The 16,830-nt window shown below is 69.8% G+C and carries 18 protein-coding genes and 1 tRNA gene; 4 read left to right on the forward strand and 15 right to left on the reverse strand.

Annotated features, from left to right (window positions below; translation table 11 throughout):
* Nucleotides 1-63: 63 nt before the first annotated feature.
* Nucleotides 64-921, forward strand: a complete 858-nt coding sequence (locus H4W80_RS29415) for an NAD(P)-dependent oxidoreductase (protein ID WP_192788052.1) — start codon at nt 64-66, stop codon at nt 919-921.
* On the opposite strand, the gene H4W80_RS29420 is transcribed toward H4W80_RS29415, so the two are convergent.
* The gene (locus H4W80_RS29420) at nt 918-2,288 is read right to left on the reverse strand and encodes a cystathionine beta-synthase (protein ID WP_192788053.1); all 1,371 of its coding nucleotides are present in this window, start codon (nt 2,286-2,288) and stop codon (nt 918-920) included. The two genes, H4W80_RS29415 and H4W80_RS29420, sit on opposite strands and share 4 nt — an antisense overlap.
* A gap of 146 nt (nt 2,289-2,434) precedes the next feature.
* Here H4W80_RS29420 and H4W80_RS29425 point away from each other — a divergent pair, with 146 nt between their 5' ends.
* The 3 genes from H4W80_RS29425 to H4W80_RS29435 all read left to right on the forward strand — a co-directional run bounded on the left by H4W80_RS29425 (nt 2,435) and on the right by H4W80_RS29435 (nt 6,148).
* Nucleotides 2,435-3,442, forward strand: coding sequence for an SGNH/GDSL hydrolase family protein (locus tag H4W80_RS29425; protein WP_192788054.1), 1,008 nt, complete (start codon nt 2,435-2,437; stop codon nt 3,440-3,442).
* An 88-nt stretch (nt 3,443-3,530) separates the two neighbouring features.
* The gene (locus tag H4W80_RS29430) at nt 3,531-4,889 is read left to right on the forward strand and encodes an outer membrane protein assembly factor BamB family protein (protein ID WP_192788055.1); all 1,359 of its coding nucleotides are present in this window, start codon (nt 3,531-3,533) and stop codon (nt 4,887-4,889) included.
* 44 nt (nt 4,890-4,933) lie between these two features.
* Entirely contained in the window at nt 4,934-6,148 is a 1,215-nt protein-coding gene (locus H4W80_RS29435) for an acetyl-CoA C-acetyltransferase (RefSeq protein WP_192788056.1), read from the forward strand.
* Nucleotides 6,149-6,561: 413 nt separating this feature from the next.
* Here H4W80_RS29435 and H4W80_RS29440 read toward each other — a convergent pair whose 3' ends face one another.
* The 14 genes from H4W80_RS29440 to H4W80_RS29505 all read right to left on the reverse strand — a co-directional run bounded on the left by H4W80_RS29440 (nt 6,562) and on the right by H4W80_RS29505 (nt 16,778).
* Nucleotides 6,562-6,969: a PPOX class F420-dependent oxidoreductase gene (locus H4W80_RS29440; RefSeq protein ID WP_192788057.1), complete on the reverse strand. Its 408-nt coding sequence runs from the start codon at nt 6,967-6,969 to the stop codon at nt 6,562-6,564.
* A gap of 65 nt (nt 6,970-7,034) precedes the next feature.
* Nucleotides 7,035-7,268 (reverse strand): DUF4287 domain-containing protein, encoded by a 234-nt coding sequence (locus tag H4W80_RS29445; RefSeq protein WP_185068609.1) that lies wholly within the window; start codon nt 7,266-7,268, stop codon nt 7,035-7,037.
* A 168-nt stretch (nt 7,269-7,436) separates the two neighbouring features.
* Nucleotides 7,437-8,228, reverse strand: coding sequence for a Bax inhibitor-1/YccA family protein (locus tag H4W80_RS29450; RefSeq protein WP_192788058.1), 792 nt, complete (start codon nt 8,226-8,228; stop codon nt 7,437-7,439).
* A gap of 520 nt (nt 8,229-8,748) precedes the next feature.
* Nucleotides 8,749-8,821 (reverse strand) — tRNA-Leu (locus tag H4W80_RS29455).
* A 49-nt stretch (nt 8,822-8,870) separates the two neighbouring features.
* Complete coding sequence (locus H4W80_RS29460; protein ID WP_192788059.1) at nt 8,871-9,446, reverse strand: peptide deformylase; 576 nt, start codon at nt 9,444-9,446, stop codon at nt 8,871-8,873.
* Between the two features lie 16 nt (nt 9,447-9,462).
* On the reverse strand, nt 9,463-9,975 hold the full coding sequence (locus H4W80_RS29465) for a glycine cleavage system transcriptional repressor (RefSeq protein ID WP_185068612.1): 513 nt from the start codon (nt 9,973-9,975) through the stop codon (nt 9,463-9,465).
* Nucleotides 9,976-10,055: 80 nt separating this feature from the next.
* Nucleotides 10,056-11,372, reverse strand: a complete 1,317-nt coding sequence (locus H4W80_RS29470) for an NAD(P)/FAD-dependent oxidoreductase (RefSeq protein ID WP_192788060.1) — start codon at nt 11,370-11,372, stop codon at nt 10,056-10,058.
* A gap of 95 nt (nt 11,373-11,467) precedes the next feature.
* Nucleotides 11,468-12,262 (reverse strand): uracil-DNA glycosylase, encoded by a 795-nt coding sequence (locus H4W80_RS29475; protein WP_192788061.1) that lies wholly within the window; start codon nt 12,260-12,262, stop codon nt 11,468-11,470.
* Nucleotides 12,263-12,280: 18 nt separating this feature from the next.
* The gene (locus tag H4W80_RS29480; protein WP_192788062.1) at nt 12,281-13,162 is read right to left on the reverse strand and encodes a DUF1700 domain-containing protein; all 882 of its coding nucleotides are present in this window, start codon (nt 13,160-13,162) and stop codon (nt 12,281-12,283) included.
* Nucleotides 13,159-13,485 carry a PadR family transcriptional regulator gene (locus tag H4W80_RS29485; RefSeq protein ID WP_192788063.1) on the reverse strand — a complete coding sequence of 109 codons (327 nt, stop codon included), beginning with the start codon at nt 13,483-13,485 and terminating at the stop codon, nt 13,159-13,161. The genes H4W80_RS29480 and H4W80_RS29485 overlap by 4 nt, the downstream gene beginning before the upstream one ends.
* A 99-nt stretch (nt 13,486-13,584) precedes the next feature.
* Nucleotides 13,585-14,700 (reverse strand): hypothetical protein, encoded by a 1,116-nt coding sequence (locus H4W80_RS29490; protein ID WP_192788064.1) that lies wholly within the window; start codon nt 14,698-14,700, stop codon nt 13,585-13,587.
* A gap of 173 nt (nt 14,701-14,873) precedes the next feature.
* Nucleotides 14,874-15,821 carry a Ppx/GppA phosphatase family protein gene (locus tag H4W80_RS29495; RefSeq protein ID WP_192788065.1) on the reverse strand — a complete coding sequence of 316 codons (948 nt, stop codon included), beginning with the start codon at nt 15,819-15,821 and terminating at the stop codon, nt 14,874-14,876.
* Nucleotides 15,812-16,276: a DUF501 domain-containing protein gene (locus tag H4W80_RS29500; protein ID WP_192793808.1), complete on the reverse strand. Its 465-nt coding sequence runs from the start codon at nt 16,274-16,276 to the stop codon at nt 15,812-15,814. The genes H4W80_RS29495 and H4W80_RS29500 overlap by 10 nt, the downstream gene beginning before the upstream one ends.
* Nucleotides 16,277-16,358: 82 nt before the next feature.
* Nucleotides 16,359-16,778 (reverse strand): FtsB family cell division protein, encoded by a 420-nt coding sequence (locus H4W80_RS29505; protein WP_192788066.1) that lies wholly within the window; start codon nt 16,776-16,778, stop codon nt 16,359-16,361.
* Nucleotides 16,779-16,830 lie beyond the last annotated feature (52 nt).

A 16,830-nucleotide genomic window follows, 5' to 3' on the forward strand; every position in this document is an offset into this window, starting at 1 on the left:
TCAATATCCAACCCGTGGCGGGCCCGAAGGATTTCCGTAGTGGCGTGCCCGAGGGTGTCGGGCATGAGTCAAGTGACAGTCGTGGGAATGGGCCCGATGGGCTCGAAGATGGCCGAGACGTTCCTGGCCGCCGGGCACCAGGTGGCGGTCTGGAACCGTACGGCGAGCAGGACGGCGCCGCTGGTCGCCCAGGGTGCCAGGCAGGCGGCGAGCGCGGCGGACGGCGACCTGCTGGTGGTCAGCCAGATCAGCTACCAGGCGATGTACGACAGCCTCGGCGACGCCAGGCTGGACGGGAAGGTGGTGGTCAACCTCAGCTCCGACACCCCGCAGGCGCTGCGCCGGGCGGCCCGGTGGGTGGAGGAGCGCGGCGGCACGCTGATCACGGCGGGCATCATGGTGCCGCCGCCGGGGATCGGGCAGCCGGGGGCGTACACCTTCTACAGCGGCCCCAAGGACGTCCTCGACCGGCACGCCGGGACACTGGAGGCGCTGAGCGAGATCACCTACGTCGGGGCGGACCAGGCGCTGGCGATGATGTACTACCAGGCCCAGCTCCTGATCTTCTGGTCGAGCCTGACCAGCTTCATGCACGCCATGGCGATGCTGCGCACGGCGGGGGCCGAGCCGGCGGAGTTCCTGCCGTTCGCCCGGGACCTGTTCACCCAGATCGGCGGCGAGGGGCCCATGGGGTACGCCAAGATCCTGGCCGAGTGTTTCACGGCCGGGAAGTACCCGGGCGAGCTCAACTCCCTGCACATGCAGGCCGTCGGCATCGGCCACGCCGTGGAGGCACTGGCCGAGGCCGGGCTGGAGACCACGGTCCCGGGCGCGCTCAAGGCGTTGTTCGAGCGCGCCGACGCCGAGGGCCGGGGCCACGAGGGGCTCGGCACCGTGATCGAGTCGATCAGAAGGCCCTAGTGATTGGCGAGGAAGGCGAGCAGGTCCTGGCGGGTGATCATGCCCGAGGGCTTGCCGTCTTCCAGCACTACGGCCGCATCGGCCTTCTCCAGCGCTTCGACCGCACGGGCCACAGGTTCACCACTGCCGATCATGGGTAGTGGCGCCGACATGTGATCGCCGATCGGGTCGTCGGAGGAGAGTCTGCCGTGGTAGAGGGCTTCGAGGAGGTCGCGTTCGACGATGGAGCCGACCACCTCGGCCGCCATGACCGGCGGCTCCTCCTTCATCACCGGGAGCTGGGACACCGAGTATTCGCGCATGATCGAGATGGCCGTGCCCACCGACTCGTGCGGATGCGCATGCACGAACTCCGGCAGCCCCTCCCCCTTCCGCGCCAGCACGTCGGCGACCAGCCCCTCCTCGGACGACGTGGTCAGGAAGCCGTAGTCGGCCATCCAGTCGTCGTTGAAGATCTTGGACAGGTAGCCGCGCCCGCCGTCGGGAAGCAGCACGACGATCACGTCGTCGGGCGCGGCCGTGGCCGCCACCCGCAGCGCCGCCACGACCGCCATCCCGCAGGAGCCGCCGACCAGCAGCCCCTCCTCGCGGGCGAGCCTGCGGGTCATGTTGAACGAGTCCTTGTCGGACACCGCGATGATCTCGTCGCAGATCTTGGTGTCGTACGTGGCGGGCCAGATGTCCTCGCCCACGCCTTCCACCAGGTACGGACGGCCGGTGCCGCCGGAGTAGACCGAGCCCTCCGGGTCGGCGCCGATGATCTTCACGCGGCCGCCGGAGACCTCCTTGAGATAGCGGCCGGTGCCGCTGATCGTGCCGCCGGTGCCGATGCCCGCGACGAAGTGGGTGATCCGGCCCTCGGTCTGCTCCCAGATCTCCGGACCCGTCGAGTGGTAGTGGGAGTCGGGGTTGTTGACGTTGGAGTACTGGTCGGGCTTCCAGGCGTTCGGCACCTCGCGGGCCAGCCGGTCGGAGACCGAGTAGTAAGAGTCGGGATGGTCGGGCGAGACGGCGGTCGGGCAGACCACGACCTCGGCCCCGTAGGCCCGCAGGACCGCGATCTTGTCCTGGGCCACCTTGTCCGGCACCACGAACAGGCACCGGTAACCCTTCTGCTGGGCCACGATCGCCAGGCCCACCCCCGTGTTGCCGGACGTCGGCTCGACGATCACGCCTCCCGGACGCAGCTCGCCGGACGCCTCCGCAGCCTCGATCATCCGTACGGCGATGCGGTCCTTGACCGAGCCGCCCGGGTTGAAGTACTCGACCTTGGCCAGCACCTGCGCGGACAACCCCGCGTTGACCTTGTGCAGCCGGACGAGCGGAGTGTTCCCCATGAGATCAACCAGGGAATCGTAAACGCGCACCGCGGTGTTCACCTTCTTTACCGAAGCTTGGTCAGCTTGCCAGTGGCCGAGATCCAGTGGGGGTGGCCGGCACTCGGCTAGTTTTCAAGCAAACGCTACCGCTGAGTTCGACTAGGAGGGCACGTACGGTGGTCTGGCCAGCTGGTATGGCGCGCGCGGCACGCAAGATCGCCACCGCCGCGGCGCTCGGAGGTGGCGGGTTGACGGCCCTCGGCGCGACGGCGTACGGGCTGCTGGTCGCCGAAGGTCTGCTCGCGCGCAGGGCCATCGGGCAGCCGCACGGCCTGGATGGGCCGCCTTCCGACGGCACGTACGGCGACTTTCCCGGCGAGCCGCTCAAGCTCGCCATGCTCGGCGACTCCACCTCGGTCGGGCTCGGCCTGACCGACCCCGCCCAGACCCCCGGCGGACTGCTCGCGCATGGCCTGGCCTCGGTCGCCGAACGCCCGGTACGCCTGATCGTCGTCGGCAAGTCGGGCGCGCCCTCCTCCGAACTGGGCGACCAGGTGGACAAGGCCCTGGCCATGGAGGCCGACATCGCGGTGATCTTCGTGGGGGCCAACGACATCATCACGCAGACGCCGCCCGCCGTCGCCGTACGCCATCTCGCCAAAGCCGTGCGGCGGTTGCGGGACGCGGGGGTCGAGGTGGTCGTGGGCACCTGCCCCGACCTCGGCACGGTGCGGCCGATCGGGCAGCCGCTGCGCTGGGTGGCGCGGCGGTGGAGCCGCCAGCTCGCCGCGGCGCAGACGGTGGCGGTGGTGGACGCGGGCGGCCGTACGGTGGCGTTCGCCGACCTCCTGGGCCCCGAGTTCGCTACAAATCCGACAGAAATGTTCGGACCGGATCGTTTCCATCCATCTGCCCGAGGTTACGCGCAGGCCGCTTACGCGGTGCTACCGTCAGTGTGCGCTGCGTTGGGGCTGTGGCCTGAGCCGCGCCCCGCACGCGGCGAAGCACTACAACCGATCTACCTTGCGGCGGCTACGGCCGCGGAGGAGCCCGGCACCGAGGTCACCGCGACCCGGGTCGACGGACGGGCGACGGGCCTGCACGGCAAGTGGGCGACGTTGTTCCGGCGGCGGCTCGGCGAGACGTTCAACGACGCACGGCGTCTGACGTCCCGGCTCGGCGAGACGCTCGACGACGCCTGACGTCCCCCGTCCAGGCCCGCCGAGCCGAAGTCCGGTTACTCTGCGCGCCCGCGTCGCCACTCCTCGTCCCCTTTGGAGTGGATTGCCCGTGCAGCGACCCCTCTGGAAACCGTCCGTCGCCCTCGCCGGCACCCTCGTCGGAGTCCTCTCCGCGGCCGCCTGCTCCGGCAGCGACGCGGCCACCACCCCCAACTTCCCGACCTGGCAGAACACCCAGGTCAACGCCGTCAGCCGGACGGCGGTGGCGGGCGGGGTCGTGGCCGCCACCGCCATGAAGCCCGACGGCTCGCTGGAGACCGTCGCCCTCGGCCTGCGGGACGGCAAGCGGCTGTGGGCCTACCCGGCCACGATGGCCGGCCGCCTGCCCGGCATGGGCGTCTCGGCCCCGGCGGTCGTCGAGACGTCCCCGGGCCAGGGCGTGGTCGTCGCGCTCGACCCGGCCAAGAGCGGCCGCTGGAACGCCACGCTCATCGCCCGCGACTCGCACTCGGGGGCGCAGAAGTGGAGCAGGCCGGTCCACTCGACGTTCGGGCCGCAGCGGTGCGGGCCGTACGTCTGCCTGTCGGAGCACACGGCCCTGGCCAAGGCCCGCATGGTGGTGCTCGACCCGTCCACCGGGAAGACCCTGTGGAAGCTGCCGGGGATCTCCGAGGTGGAGTGGTCGGACCCGAGCCGGGTCCTGCTGCTCAGGCTGGCGGCCAACCCCATGATCGAGTCGTACGACCTCAAGACCGGCAAGCTGCAGTGGCAGCAGCCGATCGAGCAGGCGCTCGGCCCGGGGATCGACATGTCGGGCGGGTGGGCGTTCGGGGCGACCGGTGACAATCTGGTCGGCTACGTCGCCCCCTACACGAACCCCCAGACGAAGAAGGTCTCCACCTTCGGCCTCTTCTCCGTGAAGATCGCCGACGGGACGATCAACTGGATGCGGCCCTCGGTCGTACGCGTCTATCCGAGCGGCAGCCCCGGCTACGCCCCCGTCGTACGCCCCGTCGACCGCCAGGGCGCCTACGGCGGCTTCGCGCGGCTGGACTCGGAGAGCGGCCGGGTGCTCGGGCAGGTCACCGCGGCCGACGTGCCCGGGTCCGGCTGGTGGCTGGCCTTCCCCGACCGGATGGACAAGCTGGGCTTCCTCAAGCACGACGCCAAGGGCACGGCGTTCGACCTGGTCTCGGGCAAGCCGGTGCCGGTGGAGGAGCAGCGCGGCTGGTCCTTCTGCGTCACCGACCCCAAGCCGCTGCCGCTGCGCGGGCAGGCGCCGGGCTTCTACTCGACGGCCGCCGTCTGCGAGTACGACCTCGCCACCGGCAAGCAGGTCAAGGGGGCGGTCGTGCCGCCGCCCTGGTTCACCGGCAGCCAGGACGGGTGGCGGTTGTGGCGCGACGAGAAGGGCGGCATCCACGCGATCAACGACCAAACCTCCACCGCGCCCGGCATGTACGGATAGGACCGGAATATAGTTCTATCTGTAGCACCGACAAAGGAGGGGCCATGCCCGAGGCAGTCATCGTCGCGACCGCGCGTTCCCCGATCGGCCGGGCCTTCAAGGGCTCGCTCCAGGACATCCGCCCCGACGACCTGACCGTGCAGATGATCCGGGCCGCGCTGGCCAAGGTGCCCCAGCTCGATCCCTCGTCCATCGACGACATCATGCTGGGGTGCGGGCTGCCCGGGGGCGAGCAGGGGTTCAACATGGCCCGGGTGGTGTCGGTGCTGCTCGGGCTGGACAACGTGCCCGGCACGACCGTGACGCGCTACTGCTCCTCGTCGCTGCAGACCACGCGGATGGCCTTCCACGCGATCAAGGCGGGCGAGGGGGACGTGTTCGTGTCGGCCGGGGTGGAGACCGTGTCCCGGTTCGCGAAGGGCAACTCCGACTCGCTGCCCGACACGCACAACCCGGTCTTCCTGGACGCCCTGGCGCGTACCAAGTCCTTCGCCGAGGGCGGGAAGGTGTGGCACGACCCGCGCGAGGACGGCGTCATCCCCGACATCTACATCGCGATGGGGCAGACCGCCGAGAACCTCGCCCAGCTCAAGGGGGTCACCCGCCAGGAGCAGGACGAGTTCGGGGTGCGCTCGCAGAACCTGGCCGAGAAGGCGCTGGCCGACGGGTTCTGGGCCAAGGACATCACGCCGGTGACGCTGCCGGACGGGACGGTGGTGGAGAAGGACGACGGGCCGCGGGCGGGGACGACGTACGAGAAGGTCTCCACCCTCCAGCCGGTCTTCCGGCCCGACGGGACCGTGACCGCCGGCAACTGCTGCCCGCTGAACGACGGGGCGGCGGCCGTGATCGTGATGAGCGACGTGAAGGCCGCCGAACTCGGGATCACGCCGCTGGCCCGGATCGTCTCGACCGGGGTCACCGGGCTGTCCCCGGAGATCATGGGGCTCGGACCGGTGGAGGCCTCGAAGCAGGCGCTCGCGCGGGCGGGGATGGCGATCGAGGACGTCGACCTCGTGGAGATCAACGAGGCGTTCGCCGCCCAGGTGATCCCGTCCTACCGGGAGCTGGGGATCCCGCTGGACCGGCTCAACGTCAACGGCGGGGCGATCGCGGTGGGGCACCCGTTCGGGATGACGGGGGCGCGGATCACGTCCACGCTGATCAACAGCCTGCAGCACCATGACAAGAGCATCGGGCTGGAGACCATGTGCGTGGGCGGCGGCCAGGGCATGGCCATGATCCTCGAACGCCTCTGACAGTGAACCGGCTGAGCGCCGCTACGCGAGCCCAGGTTGCCCGGTCACCACCGCCCACGTTGCCCACCGCACGCCCCGCACCGCCCCCTGAGCGCCGCACGCCTTGCGCCGAGCACCACCGCACCACACCCTGCCGACCCGGCGCCCAAGCGGGCCGCAGCGTCGGCTATCGCGCCCGCCGCACGCCATGCGCCCCATCGCGCCCACGACTCCGCCATCGCAGCACCCGCGCATGCCGCCCAGCGCGCCACCGCAGCCGCCGCACGCCATCCCGGCAAGCCGCTCATACCGCGACGCGCGCCACCCCCGCGCCGCCCAGACGCCCCCTCGCGCCCCGAGCGCCACAGCGTCCCGGATCGCCGAGCCGGTGCCTGGGTGGCGGCGGCTGCCGTGGGAGGCGGGGTGGCGGTGGGTCAGCCGTGGGTGTCTGGGCCGGCGTGGTGGGGGGTGATGCGGAGGAGGACGCGGCGTTCGCGGGTCATGGCGGCGCGGTAGTCGTCCCAGTCCGGGTGCTCGCCGGAAATGTCGCGATAATACGAGACCAGCCCCTCCATGGCCTCCGGCAGGGACTGGATGTCGGCCGTGCCGTCCACCTGGATCCATTCGCCGTAGAAGCCGTCGGTGAAGACGCACAGCGAGACCTGCGGGTCGCGGCGGGCGTTGAGGACCTTGGCGGCGGTTTCCCGGGTGCTGACGATGATCTGGCCGCCCGAGACGCCGGCGGTCACCGGGGACATCTGCGGGCGCCCGTCGCGACGTCTGGTGAGCAGGACTGCGCGGTGGTGGGTGCGGAGAAAGGCGAGTGCCTTGTCGAGGTCCATGCCCTCATGATGACGCCCATGAGGACGCGCCCGCGCCTGGGGCACGGGCGCGAGGATGGATGGGCTTAGATGAAGCCCATGCGGTTACGGCGGTGCCGCTCGTGCTCGTGCACGATCGCGGCGGCGTAGCCGTGGGATAGCCCGTGCTCGTCGGCAAGCCAGTTGGCCCGCTCGTCGCACCTCAGGAAAGCCGGGCCGTTGTCGATGGCTTGGAACCACTCGGGGAGTTCGCGCCCCGTTATGGACGGGACCCTTGCGATCAGTTTTGTCTGCGTCTCCGGTGAGTGGTTCAAGGACATGGGCACCTCCGCGGATAACGGTCCTTTGCTCGACCCTGCAACACCTGCGTCCGAATGGCAAGCCCCTAACCAGGCATCATTTCGTGACGGCACGTAGATTTTCGGTCGCACGCGGCGAGGGCCCCGCCTGAACGGCGAGGCCCTCGGGGGTGACGCGGAGGTTAACGATCAGTCACTGCTGGTGAAATAGCTGACGAACCGGAGCACCTCGAGGTAGATCCAGACGAGGCTCAGCGTCAGGCCGAACGCGCACTGCCAGGCGAACTTCTCCGGCGCCCCCTCCCGCACGCCCTGCTCGATCGAGTCGAAGTCGAGCAGCAGGAAGAAGCAGCCGATCAGGATCATGACGATGCTGAACGCCCAGCCGATCGGGCTGTCGGTGCGCAGGCCGAGGCCGCCGTCGACGAAGAAGCCGAGGACCAGGTTGACGAGCACCAGCCCGAGCGCCGCGAAGGCGGCCGCGATGCCGAACTTCACGAGCTTGGGCGTGACGCGGATGATCCGCAACGAGTAGACCGTCAGCACCGCGCCGAACGCGAACGCCGTGCCGAGCACGGCCTGCAGCACGATGCCGCTGATCATGCCCTCGAAGACGGAGCTGATCTTGCCGAGGAACACGCCCTCGGCGACGGCGTACCCCAGGATGAGCGCCGGGTTGGTGCTCTGCGTGAACGAGGCGATCAGCCCGAGGATCAGCGCGACGACCGCGGCGCCGATGGCGACCCCGGGCGGGACGTTGAGGACCCAGGCCGCGGCGGCGGCCGCGACGAGAGCCCCAAGGGTGAGAAACCCGCGCACGACGACGTCGTCTAGCGTCATGGTGCGGTACGCGGGCCGGGTGGGTTGCGCGTACGACGGCGCGTCGTACATGTTCTGCAGCTGGCTCGGGGACGGGGTCGGTCCGGCCCAGCCCGCGGACTGCTGCCGCGACCTGCTGAAAACGGGGTTCTTGCTCTCCATCGCTGCCTCCTGTGACGCCGAGCCTACGGGGCGCGGCGACACCTTGGTCAACTGACGTGTTAGATCGATGTTCATTCGGGACTTCGGCAGCTTCCCAACGAACACGACCGGCCGAGAGTTCCCAAGGTCATCGAGCTCGTCCTTCAAGATCATCCACAGGCCCGCCGCCAGGGTCTCCGCGCGCCCCATTTACTGTGCGTCCACGAGAAAAGACCGGCAGTAATGGCGTAGTCAAGCATTCACAGAAAGAAACGTCCGGGAGAAGCCCGAAGAAGCAGGCGGACAGCCCGTTGTCAATATGGCCGAAGGAGAAAAATAAACGACGCCCACCGGAGCTTACTCGGCCGCTCCGCGTCGGGCTCGACCGGTCCGGCCTCAGCGCCCAGAAGCCCTTCCACCAGGGGCGAAGCGCCCGGTGGCGGCGCGACTCCGTAACAACTCGATATCGACCGGAGCGGGCCCGTCGGACGATCGCGGTAAACCTCCAGGTCAGGGACCCAAAGGCGATGAAGACGGCAAGTGCCCCCGGCGGGATTCGAACCCGCACGTCAACCCTTTTAAGGGGTTTGCCTCTGCCATTGGGCTACGGGGGCGCCGCAATCATACGAAACAGACCATGGTTCAGAGGAGCACAACTTCGCATCAGGCGTCACAACTGTGAAGTCTGCGGTGAAGTGAGAGGGCTCCGGGGACTCTGTCCAAGAAGAGTAGACCGTCCAGATGGTCCAGTTGGTGCTGAATGCAGCGGGCTTCGAAGGCGTCCGCTTCGATGGTGACGGGCTCCCCCGTACCTGGCAAATGCCCACGTACGGTGATACGGCTGGCGCGGAGGACATCTGCCGTGAGTCCCGTGATCGAGGTGCAGCCCTCACGGCCGGGGTCCCAGTGGGACGCTCTGGCGAGGCGTGGATTGGCCAGAACGAGCTCTCCGGCCCACGAACGGCTCCGGGGGTGGAGCCCGGCGTCAAAGGCGATCAGGCGCCAGCTCAGGCCGATCTGGGGGGCGGCCAGCCCCGTCGTGGCGGTCTCCCGGCGGAGGGTGGCCAGGAGATCGGCGGCGGCGGCCACGATCTCGGGGGCGGTGGGGTCGACCGGTTCGGCGGGGGCGGACAGGAGCGGGTGCGGGGCGCCGAGGACCTCGCGGGGGGTGCCCACGCGGCCGCCGAGCACGTCATGGCCGCCGGGCGCCTCCCAAGGCACGCCGCCCCACCCGTTCATCTGCCCTCCTGCTCGTTCACAGCAGGTCCGGTTCGACGGGGCGGAAGGTGATCTCCGAGTCAAGACTGGCGCCGACGGCCGCCAGCCTGCGCATGAGCGCCGCCACGTCCACCTCCTTCGGTAGCTCGACGTCCGCGATCAGCACGTAGAGACGGCCGGTGAGCCTGGTGCTCATCCCGGTGATGTTGCCCCGGTCCGCGGCGAGCACGGCGCTGATGGCCGAGATGATCCCCGGCCGGTCGGGCCCGTGCACGGTCAGCACGTAACCGAGACCGCCGCCCTCCTCGCAGAAGTGCCGCTGGGCCTCGATGGCCGAGGCGGTCACCACGAGATCCGGCGCGCACAGGTGTTTCAGCAGCTCGGCCGAGTCGAGATCGCCCGACACCAGCAGCATCATCGCCACGTGACCGCCGAGCAACGTCATCGTCGAGTCCTGGATGTTCGCCCCGCAGTCGGCGAGCGAACCGGTGACCGCGGCGATCACGCCGGGCCGGTCCACGCCGAGCACGGTCACCGCTGAGAGCCCCACCCGTGGTACCCCTTCCGCTTGCGACCAGGGGTGCCGAGTACGCCCCGGCGAGGTTCGCCGGGGCGCTTGCCGTTCCTGGGCTAGCGACGGGTCGTCGCGACCGCGGCCCTGAAGTCCTCACGCGGGTGCTCCATCTCACCCAGCGAGATCGTCTCGCGCTTGAAGAACAGGGCCAGGGTCCAATCGACGACGACACGGACCTTGCGGTTCAGCGTCGGCACCCGCGACAGATGGTAGGTCCGGTGCATGAACCACGCAGGGAATCCGCGAAGCTTGACGCCATAGACATTGGCGACACCCTGGTGAAGGCCCAAACCGGCAACCGATCCGACATACTTGTGGCGGTATTCGACCAGTTGCTGACCACGCAGGTGACGGACGATGTTGTCGGCCAGCACCTTGGCCTGGCGGACGGCGTGCTGGGCGTTCGGGGCGCAGTACTGGCCGGGGTTCGTGACGTCGGGCACCCCCGCGGCGTCCCCCGCCGCGAAGGCGTCGTTCGTGCCGGCGACGGTGAGCATCGCGGTGCACTTGATCCGGCCGCGCTCGTCGAGCGGCAGGTCGCTGTCGTTGACCACGGGGCTGGGCTTGACGCCCGCGGTCCACACGAGGGTCTCCGCGTCGAACTCCGAGCCGTCCGAGAGGATCACGTGCCCGTCGGTGCAGGACTCCAGGCGCGTCTCGAGCTTGACGTCGATGCCGCGCTCGCGCAGCTGCTCCAGGGTCCACCTGCCCATCTCGGGGCCGACCTCGGGCAGCACCCGGTTCGTGGCCTCCACGAGCACCCAGCGAAGGTCGGACGGCTTGATGTTGCGGTAGTAGCGCGTCGAGTCCTTGGCCATGTCCTCCAGCTCCGCGAGCGCCTCGACGCCCGCGAACCCGGCGCCGACCACGACGAACGTGAGCGCCTTGCGCCGCACGTCCGGGTCGTCGGTCGACTCGGCCACGTCGAGCAGGTGCAGCACGCGGTTGCGCAGGGCGATGGCCTCGCCCACGGCCTTGAACCCGATGCCGATGTCGGTGAGGCCGGGGATGGGCAGCGTGCGCGAGATCGATCCGGCGGCCATCACGATCACGTCGTAGGCCACCTGGCGCGGCGCGCCCTCGGGCGGCTGGAACGTGACGGTGCGCTCGGAGTGGTCGACCTTGGTGACCCTGCCGTTGAGGATCCGCACCTTGGGCAGGATCCGCCGCAGCGGCGCCACCACGTGCCGGGGCGAGAGGTTACCCGCCGCCGCCTCAGGCAAGAAGGGCTGGTAGGTCATGTAGGACTGGGGGTCGATGATCGTGATGCGTGCCTCGCCGCCGCGCAGCTCCCGCTGGAGTCTGCGCTGCAGCCGGAGCGCTGTGTACAGGCCGACGTATCCACCGCCGACGATCAAGATGTGCTTGTTCATCCTGAGGCCCCATCCCTCGTGGAGTGCTTGTGAAAGCATTCACAAGCTTACGTCAAGCGCTCTTGATGAATCCAACCCGGGGGTGGTGGAACGCGTCACACAGCCAGTGACCTGGCCCTGGTGAAGACGTCGTCGAGCATCTGGGCGGTCACGCGGCCGGTGAACGTGTTCTGCTGGCTGGGGTGATAGCAGCCGATCAGCGTGACGGGGGCGCCGGAGTGGCGGACCTCCACCTCGGCCCCGTGCCCGAACGGCGGCCTGGTGCGCGGCAGCTCGTAGCCGGCGTCCTTGAGCGCGGGCCACACGGCCTGCCAGGCGTACCCGCCGAGCGCCACGACCACCCGCACGTACGGCGCCACCAGCGCCACCTCCCTCGCCATCCACGGGAAGCAGGCGGCCTTCTCCGAGGGCAGCGGCTTGTTCGCGGGCGGCGCGCAGCGCACCGAGGCCAGCACCCGCGTGTCGATGAGCCGCTGCCCGTCCCCGGCGTGCGTGCTGGTCTCCCGCGCGGCCAGGCCGGTGCGGTGCAGCGAGGCGAACAGCCAGTCGCCGCTGCGGTCACCGGTGAAGATCCGCCCCGTGCGGTTGCCCCCGTGGGCGGCCGGGGCCAGGCCGACCAGCAGGATCCGCGGGCGCTCGGCGCCCCAGCCGGGGACCGGGCGGCCCCAGTACGTCTCCTCCGCGAACGCGCGCCGCTTCACCTCGGCGACCTGCTCGCGCCACTCCACCAGGCGGGGACAGGCACGGCAGACGGACTGTCCGGCCGTGAGCTCCGCGAGGGTGTCACTGGTGGCGGCGAGGCGGCGCACGTCCGCGGGGTCGAGGGCGACCGGGGTGTCAGCGGTCGCCGGGTCTTCCGGCCAGCCGGTGCCAGGAGGTACGAAGCTCATGACACCGATGGTGCCCGATCATTTGGCGGGCTTGGGAGTGGGAGTCGGCGAGGGGGTCGGGCAGGCGGACGCCGGCGAGCGGGTTTCATCCTGCGCGAAGGCCTCACGCTCCTCGATCAGCGGCAGCGGGTAGCGGTTGAGAATGGGCTCCCCGCACGACTTGTCGACCGAGTATCCGAAGTCCTCGAAGTTGGTGGTCAGCGGCTTGCCGTCCTGGTCGTAGAGGTAGACGTCAGTCAGCGGGGTGCCGTCCTTGCCGTACGGCTTGATGTTGTAGACGCGGTCGTTGGACGACGCCGGGTCCACCCACACCGGCTGCGGGTTCGCCATGACGACGCGCGCCTGCTGGGGGCCGCCGTAGGACGCGGCATCCACCATCCCGGCGAACAACGTCAGCGCCGCGACCAGGTTGAGCGCCCCCATGAGGCCCGTGGCCAGCCGTCCCCTGCGCGCCCTGCCGAGCCAGACCGAGATCCAGACGCCTGCCGCGACCAGGGCCCAGCCGGCCAGGTTGGGCGGGACGAGGCCGCCCTCGCCGGTCAGCGCCAGCAGCAGCATGGCCAGCAGGTAGCCACGCAGCACCCACCATCCGGGGCGCAGCTCTGGCAGGAAGCCCACGAAGCTCCGGTACGGCCCCTGGGCCATCAGCCGGGTGTGCGCGCCCAGCGCCCACGCCCGCGGGTCGATGCGGCGCTTCCCGCCGCTCTCGGGGCGGTCTCCGTACGCCGCCGCCAGCTCCTCGGCGTAGACCTCGGGCGGGCCCAGCCGGTCCTCCAGCGGCAGCTCCGACTCCGCCGCGATCTCGGCCAGGTGGTCGTCGAGGTCTTCGAGTAACTCGCCGCGCTCGGGATGGTCGGCCAGGGCCTCCCGTACGGCCTGCGCGTACTGTTCGGGGGTCATGCTTGTCCCTCCTTGAGCAGGGCTGCCATGGTCGCCGAGAACGAGGTCCAGGTCTTGGCCGAGGTGGCGTACATGCTCCGGCCGGCCTCGTTGAGCCCGTAGTACTTGCGGTGCGGCCCTTCGTCCGAGGCGACGACGTACGACGTCAGCGCCCCGGCCTTGAACAGGCGGCGCAGCGTGCCGTAGACCGAGGCGTCGCCCACCTCCTCCAGGCCCGCCTCCCTCAGCCGGCGCACGACGTCGTAGCCGTAGCCGTCGCGCTCGTTGAGCACGGCGAGCACGGCCAGGTCGAGCACGCCCTTGAGGAGCTGGCTGCTATCCACGTAATGCACACTACTGCGCAAAGCACAGTAGTGGCAACGAGAAAACCGGGTGGCGACCCGCGAAGGTTGCCACCCGGTCCTGTCAGCCTAGGCTGCGGCCTACTTCGGGGGGCAGGTCGCCGAGTAGGAGGCGACGCCCGAGGACGCGGAGTTCGGGCTGACGACGACGAGCTCGACGGTGCCCTCCGTCTTGGTGGAGCTCGGCGCTCCGCCGATGCCCCAGGTCACGTCGAGGCTGCCGTTGACCGAACGCTCCAGCGTGTTGTGGTCACGGACGCCGTTGACGACCCAGTAGTACTGGACGGTGGTGGGACCGGTGCTGGTCAGCGTGGCCTTGAAGTCCACGCCGGGGCCACGGCCGTCGTTGCACATGTCGAACCGCTCACCGGCCTTCGAGACACCCGAGACCGAGACCTTGGGGGCGGGCGCCGGGGCCGGGTCCTTGCACCAGACCTTGTAGTAGGCCCGGTTGGAGGAGGCGCCCTCGGGGCTCAGGATCTCCAGCTGCGCCCAGCCACGCTGGCTGTGACGCGGGGAGATGCCGAAGCCGACCTTGCGCGTGTCGCGAACCCTGACCGTGCCGTAGTCGGCCACTTCACCGTTGAGAATCCAGCGGTAGCGGACGCGCGTCGGGCGGTTGGTCTCGATCAGACCGACGAAGTCAATCTTGTCGCCGGGGGTGCAGACGCCCTCGTACGAGTCGGGGCTGGCCCATGCGCGGGCCGACACCGACACGTCGAGGTGCGAACGCACCTCCTTGGGCTCCTGAGGCTCCTGGCAGGAGACGGAGAAGTACCTCTTCTTGGAGGTGACCTTCTTCGGACCGAGGACCTGAACGGCCTCCCAGCCCTTGACGTTCTCCTTGAAGGTGATGGTCTGCTTGACCGTCACCGACTTGGTGCCCTTGCCCTTGAGCTTGATCACGTTGACCTTGCCCTTGGACCCGTCGCCGTGGAGCCAGCGGTAGGCCACCTCCGTCTTGCCCTTGACGGGAACCTTGATCTTGGCCGAGAAGTTGACCTTGACCGGACAGGTTCCCTCGTAGTCGCCCGCGGACACCGAGGGCGCGGACACCGAGACCTTGGGAGCGGCCTTGGCGGTGGCGGCCGTCGCCGCCTGGGCGGGGCTGGCGACCAGGCCCGCGGCCAGGGCGGCCAGCATCGCGGCGGACGCGCCGAAAGCCGCCGCCTTACGTGCTAACCCAACAGACATCATGTGAGAGTGCTCCATTCCTTTGAGGGAAGAGACGCGCTCGGGAACGGTCGCCACGCCGGCGCCTTCCGCGCACAGCAATATGGCAAAGCCCCCGTAATGCCCCTTTACCTAACCACAATACTGAATGGACGCTCAACATGATCCATAGACCGGAAATGTCCGGATTTCTTCAGCTATCGGGCGATAGACCAGGCGATACCGTCAAGGATGTCGTGTTCGCTGACCACGACCTGCGAAAACGCGAAACGGCGGACGATCCGGTCAAGAATTAGCGCGCCGGCGCCAATCACGTCCACTCTTCCCGGATGCATCACCGGGACCTCGGCACGCTCACCATGGGTCATCGCCAGCAGCCGCCGCGTCACCTCGTGAACCTGCCTGTCCGAAATCCGCGAGTGGTGAATCCTGGCCGAGTCGTAAGCGGGCAGATCGAGCACCATCCCCGCGACCGTCGTCACCGAGCCCGCCAGCCCCACCAGCGTGCGGGCCCGCCGTACGGGCACCTCCGCCTCGACCCGGTCGAGCGCCGCCTCGATGTCGGCCACCACGGCCTCCAGCGCGGGCGCGGAGGGCGGGTCGCCGGCGTCCTTCAGGTGCCGCTCGGTCAGGCGCACGCAGCCGATGTCCACCGACAGCGCCGCCTCGGCGTGCTCGGAGCCGACCACGAACTCGGTGGACCCGCCCCCGATGTCCACCACCAGGTACGGAGGCAGCGGCCCCTGCGGCATCTCGGTCTCCGGCGACAGCCGGAGCAGCCCCTTGGTCGCCCCCACGAACGAGAGCTCGGCCTCCTCGGCCCCCGACACGACCTCCGGCTCCACCCCGAAGATCTCGCGGACCCCGTCCACGAACTCCTGCCGGTTGGCCGCGTCGCGGGTCGCGCTGGTGGCCACCACCCGGGTCCTGACGGCGCCGTGCCGGTCGATCAGCTCCCGGTAGACCCGCATGGCCTTGAACGTGCGCTCAAGGGCGTCAGGGGCCAGCCTGCCGGTCCTGTCGACGCCCTGGCCGAGGCGGACGATCTCCATCCGCCGCTCGACGTCGTCGATGAGATCGTCGCCCACGTCGGCGATGAGCAGGCGTACGGAATTGGTGCCGCAGTCGACGGCGGCTACACGCATGGTCCGTCACTCCACCAGTCGGGGAGGGCGTCGAGCGCCTCCCTGCCGAACGGGTTGCTCCCGGGGGCCGCCAGCTCGTGCGCGACGAGCGCGTGCAGGCACTTGACCCGCAGCGGCATGCCGCCCGTGCTCTGCATGTCGCGCGGGAGCGGCTCCATGCCCTCCTCCTTCGCCGCCTCGTCGCGCCTGGCGACGTAGTCGTCGTGCGCGGCGCGGTAGGCGGCGGCCAGCTCGGGATCGGTGGCCAGCCGGGCCTGCATCTCCCGCATCAGCCCCGAGCCTTCGAGCGTGCCGATGGCCGAGGCCGCCTTGGGGCAGGTCAGGTAGTAGAGAGTCGGGAAGGGCGAGCCGTCGGGCAGCCTCGGCGCGGTCTCCACCACGTCGGGGTTGCCGCACGGGCAGCGGTGCGCCACCCCGCGCAGCCCCCTGGGCGGCCGCCCGAGCTGCAGTCGCACTGTCTCGACGTCGCGCTCATGGTCGCGCCCGCTCCGGCCCTCGCCGGCCCGTCCCTCGCTCTCCCGGGCCGAGCTCCTGCGCTCAGGACTGTCCAACACTTTCCTTCCCCGTCACGGCCCGGCGGCCGGTGCCCTTGTCGGCGGCCTCCACCGACTCCCAGAGCGTCTCGTACCACGGCGGCGGCGCCGGCTGCTGCTGCACGGCCGCCGGCTCCTTGGCCTGCTGGCGCTCCATCACCACGTAGCACTTCTCGCCCGGCCCGCAGTAGAACAGCCGCTCCTTGGCCGTCTTCTTCTGCCAGTTGGGATCGTAGAGCTGCCGGTCGCGCGCCAGCAGCGTCTGCTTCTCCGCCTCGACCCTGGCCTTCTCCGCCCGGAGCTCGGCGATGCTGCGGCGCAGGCTGATGTACTCGCGGACAGGGTAGGCCAGGCTCATCGCGATCGCGCACACCACGACGGCCAGGATGGCGGCCCGCCCGGTCAGCTGCGGCCTTTTAGCCAATTGCTGCACCCCTGCTCATGGCCGCCGCTTCGCGGCGGCGGCTCGGTCGCTA

This window comes from Nonomuraea angiospora (genome assembly GCF_014873145.1).
GTDB classification, from domain to species: Bacteria; Actinomycetota; Actinomycetes; order Streptosporangiales; family Streptosporangiaceae; genus Nonomuraea; species Nonomuraea angiospora.

Coding starts and splice junctions, on each gene's coding strand:
- H4W80_RS29440 (WP_192788057.1), bottom strand. CDS start 6,969: ATGGACCTCGACAAGGCACTCGCCTTTCTCCGCACCCACCACCGCGCA.
- H4W80_RS29470 (WP_192788060.1), bottom strand. CDS start 11,372: ATGAACAAGCACATCTTGATCGTCGGCGGTGGATACGTCGGCCTGTAC.
- H4W80_RS29450 (WP_192788058.1), bottom strand. CDS start 8,228: ATGGAGAGCAAGAACCCCGTTTTCAGCAGGTCGCGGCAGCAGTCCGCG.
- H4W80_RS29445 (WP_185068609.1), bottom strand. CDS start 7,268: ATGTCCTTGAACCACTCACCGGAGACGCAGACAAAACTGATCGCAAGG.
- H4W80_RS29415 (WP_192788052.1), top strand. CDS start 64: ATGAGTCAAGTGACAGTCGTGGGAATGGGCCCGATGGGCTCGAAGATG.
- H4W80_RS29490 (WP_192788064.1), bottom strand. CDS start 14,700: ATGATGTCTGTTGGGTTAGCACGTAAGGCGGCGGCTTTCGGCGCGTCC.
- H4W80_RS29480 (WP_192788062.1), bottom strand. CDS start 13,162: ATGACCCCCGAACAGTACGCGCAGGCCGTACGGGAGGCCCTGGCCGAC.
- H4W80_RS29475 (WP_192788061.1), bottom strand. CDS start 12,262: ATGAGCTTCGTACCTCCTGGCACCGGCTGGCCGGAAGACCCGGCGACC.
- H4W80_RS29435 (WP_192788056.1), top strand. CDS start 4,934: ATGCCCGAGGCAGTCATCGTCGCGACCGCGCGTTCCCCGATCGGCCGG.
- H4W80_RS29495 (WP_192788065.1), bottom strand. CDS start 15,821: ATGCGTGTAGCCGCCGTCGACTGCGGCACCAATTCCGTACGCCTGCTC.
- H4W80_RS29460 (WP_192788059.1), bottom strand. CDS start 9,446: ATGAACGGGTGGGGCGGCGTGCCTTGGGAGGCGCCCGGCGGCCATGAC.
- H4W80_RS29425 (WP_192788054.1), top strand. CDS start 2,435: ATGGCGCGCGCGGCACGCAAGATCGCCACCGCCGCGGCGCTCGGAGGT.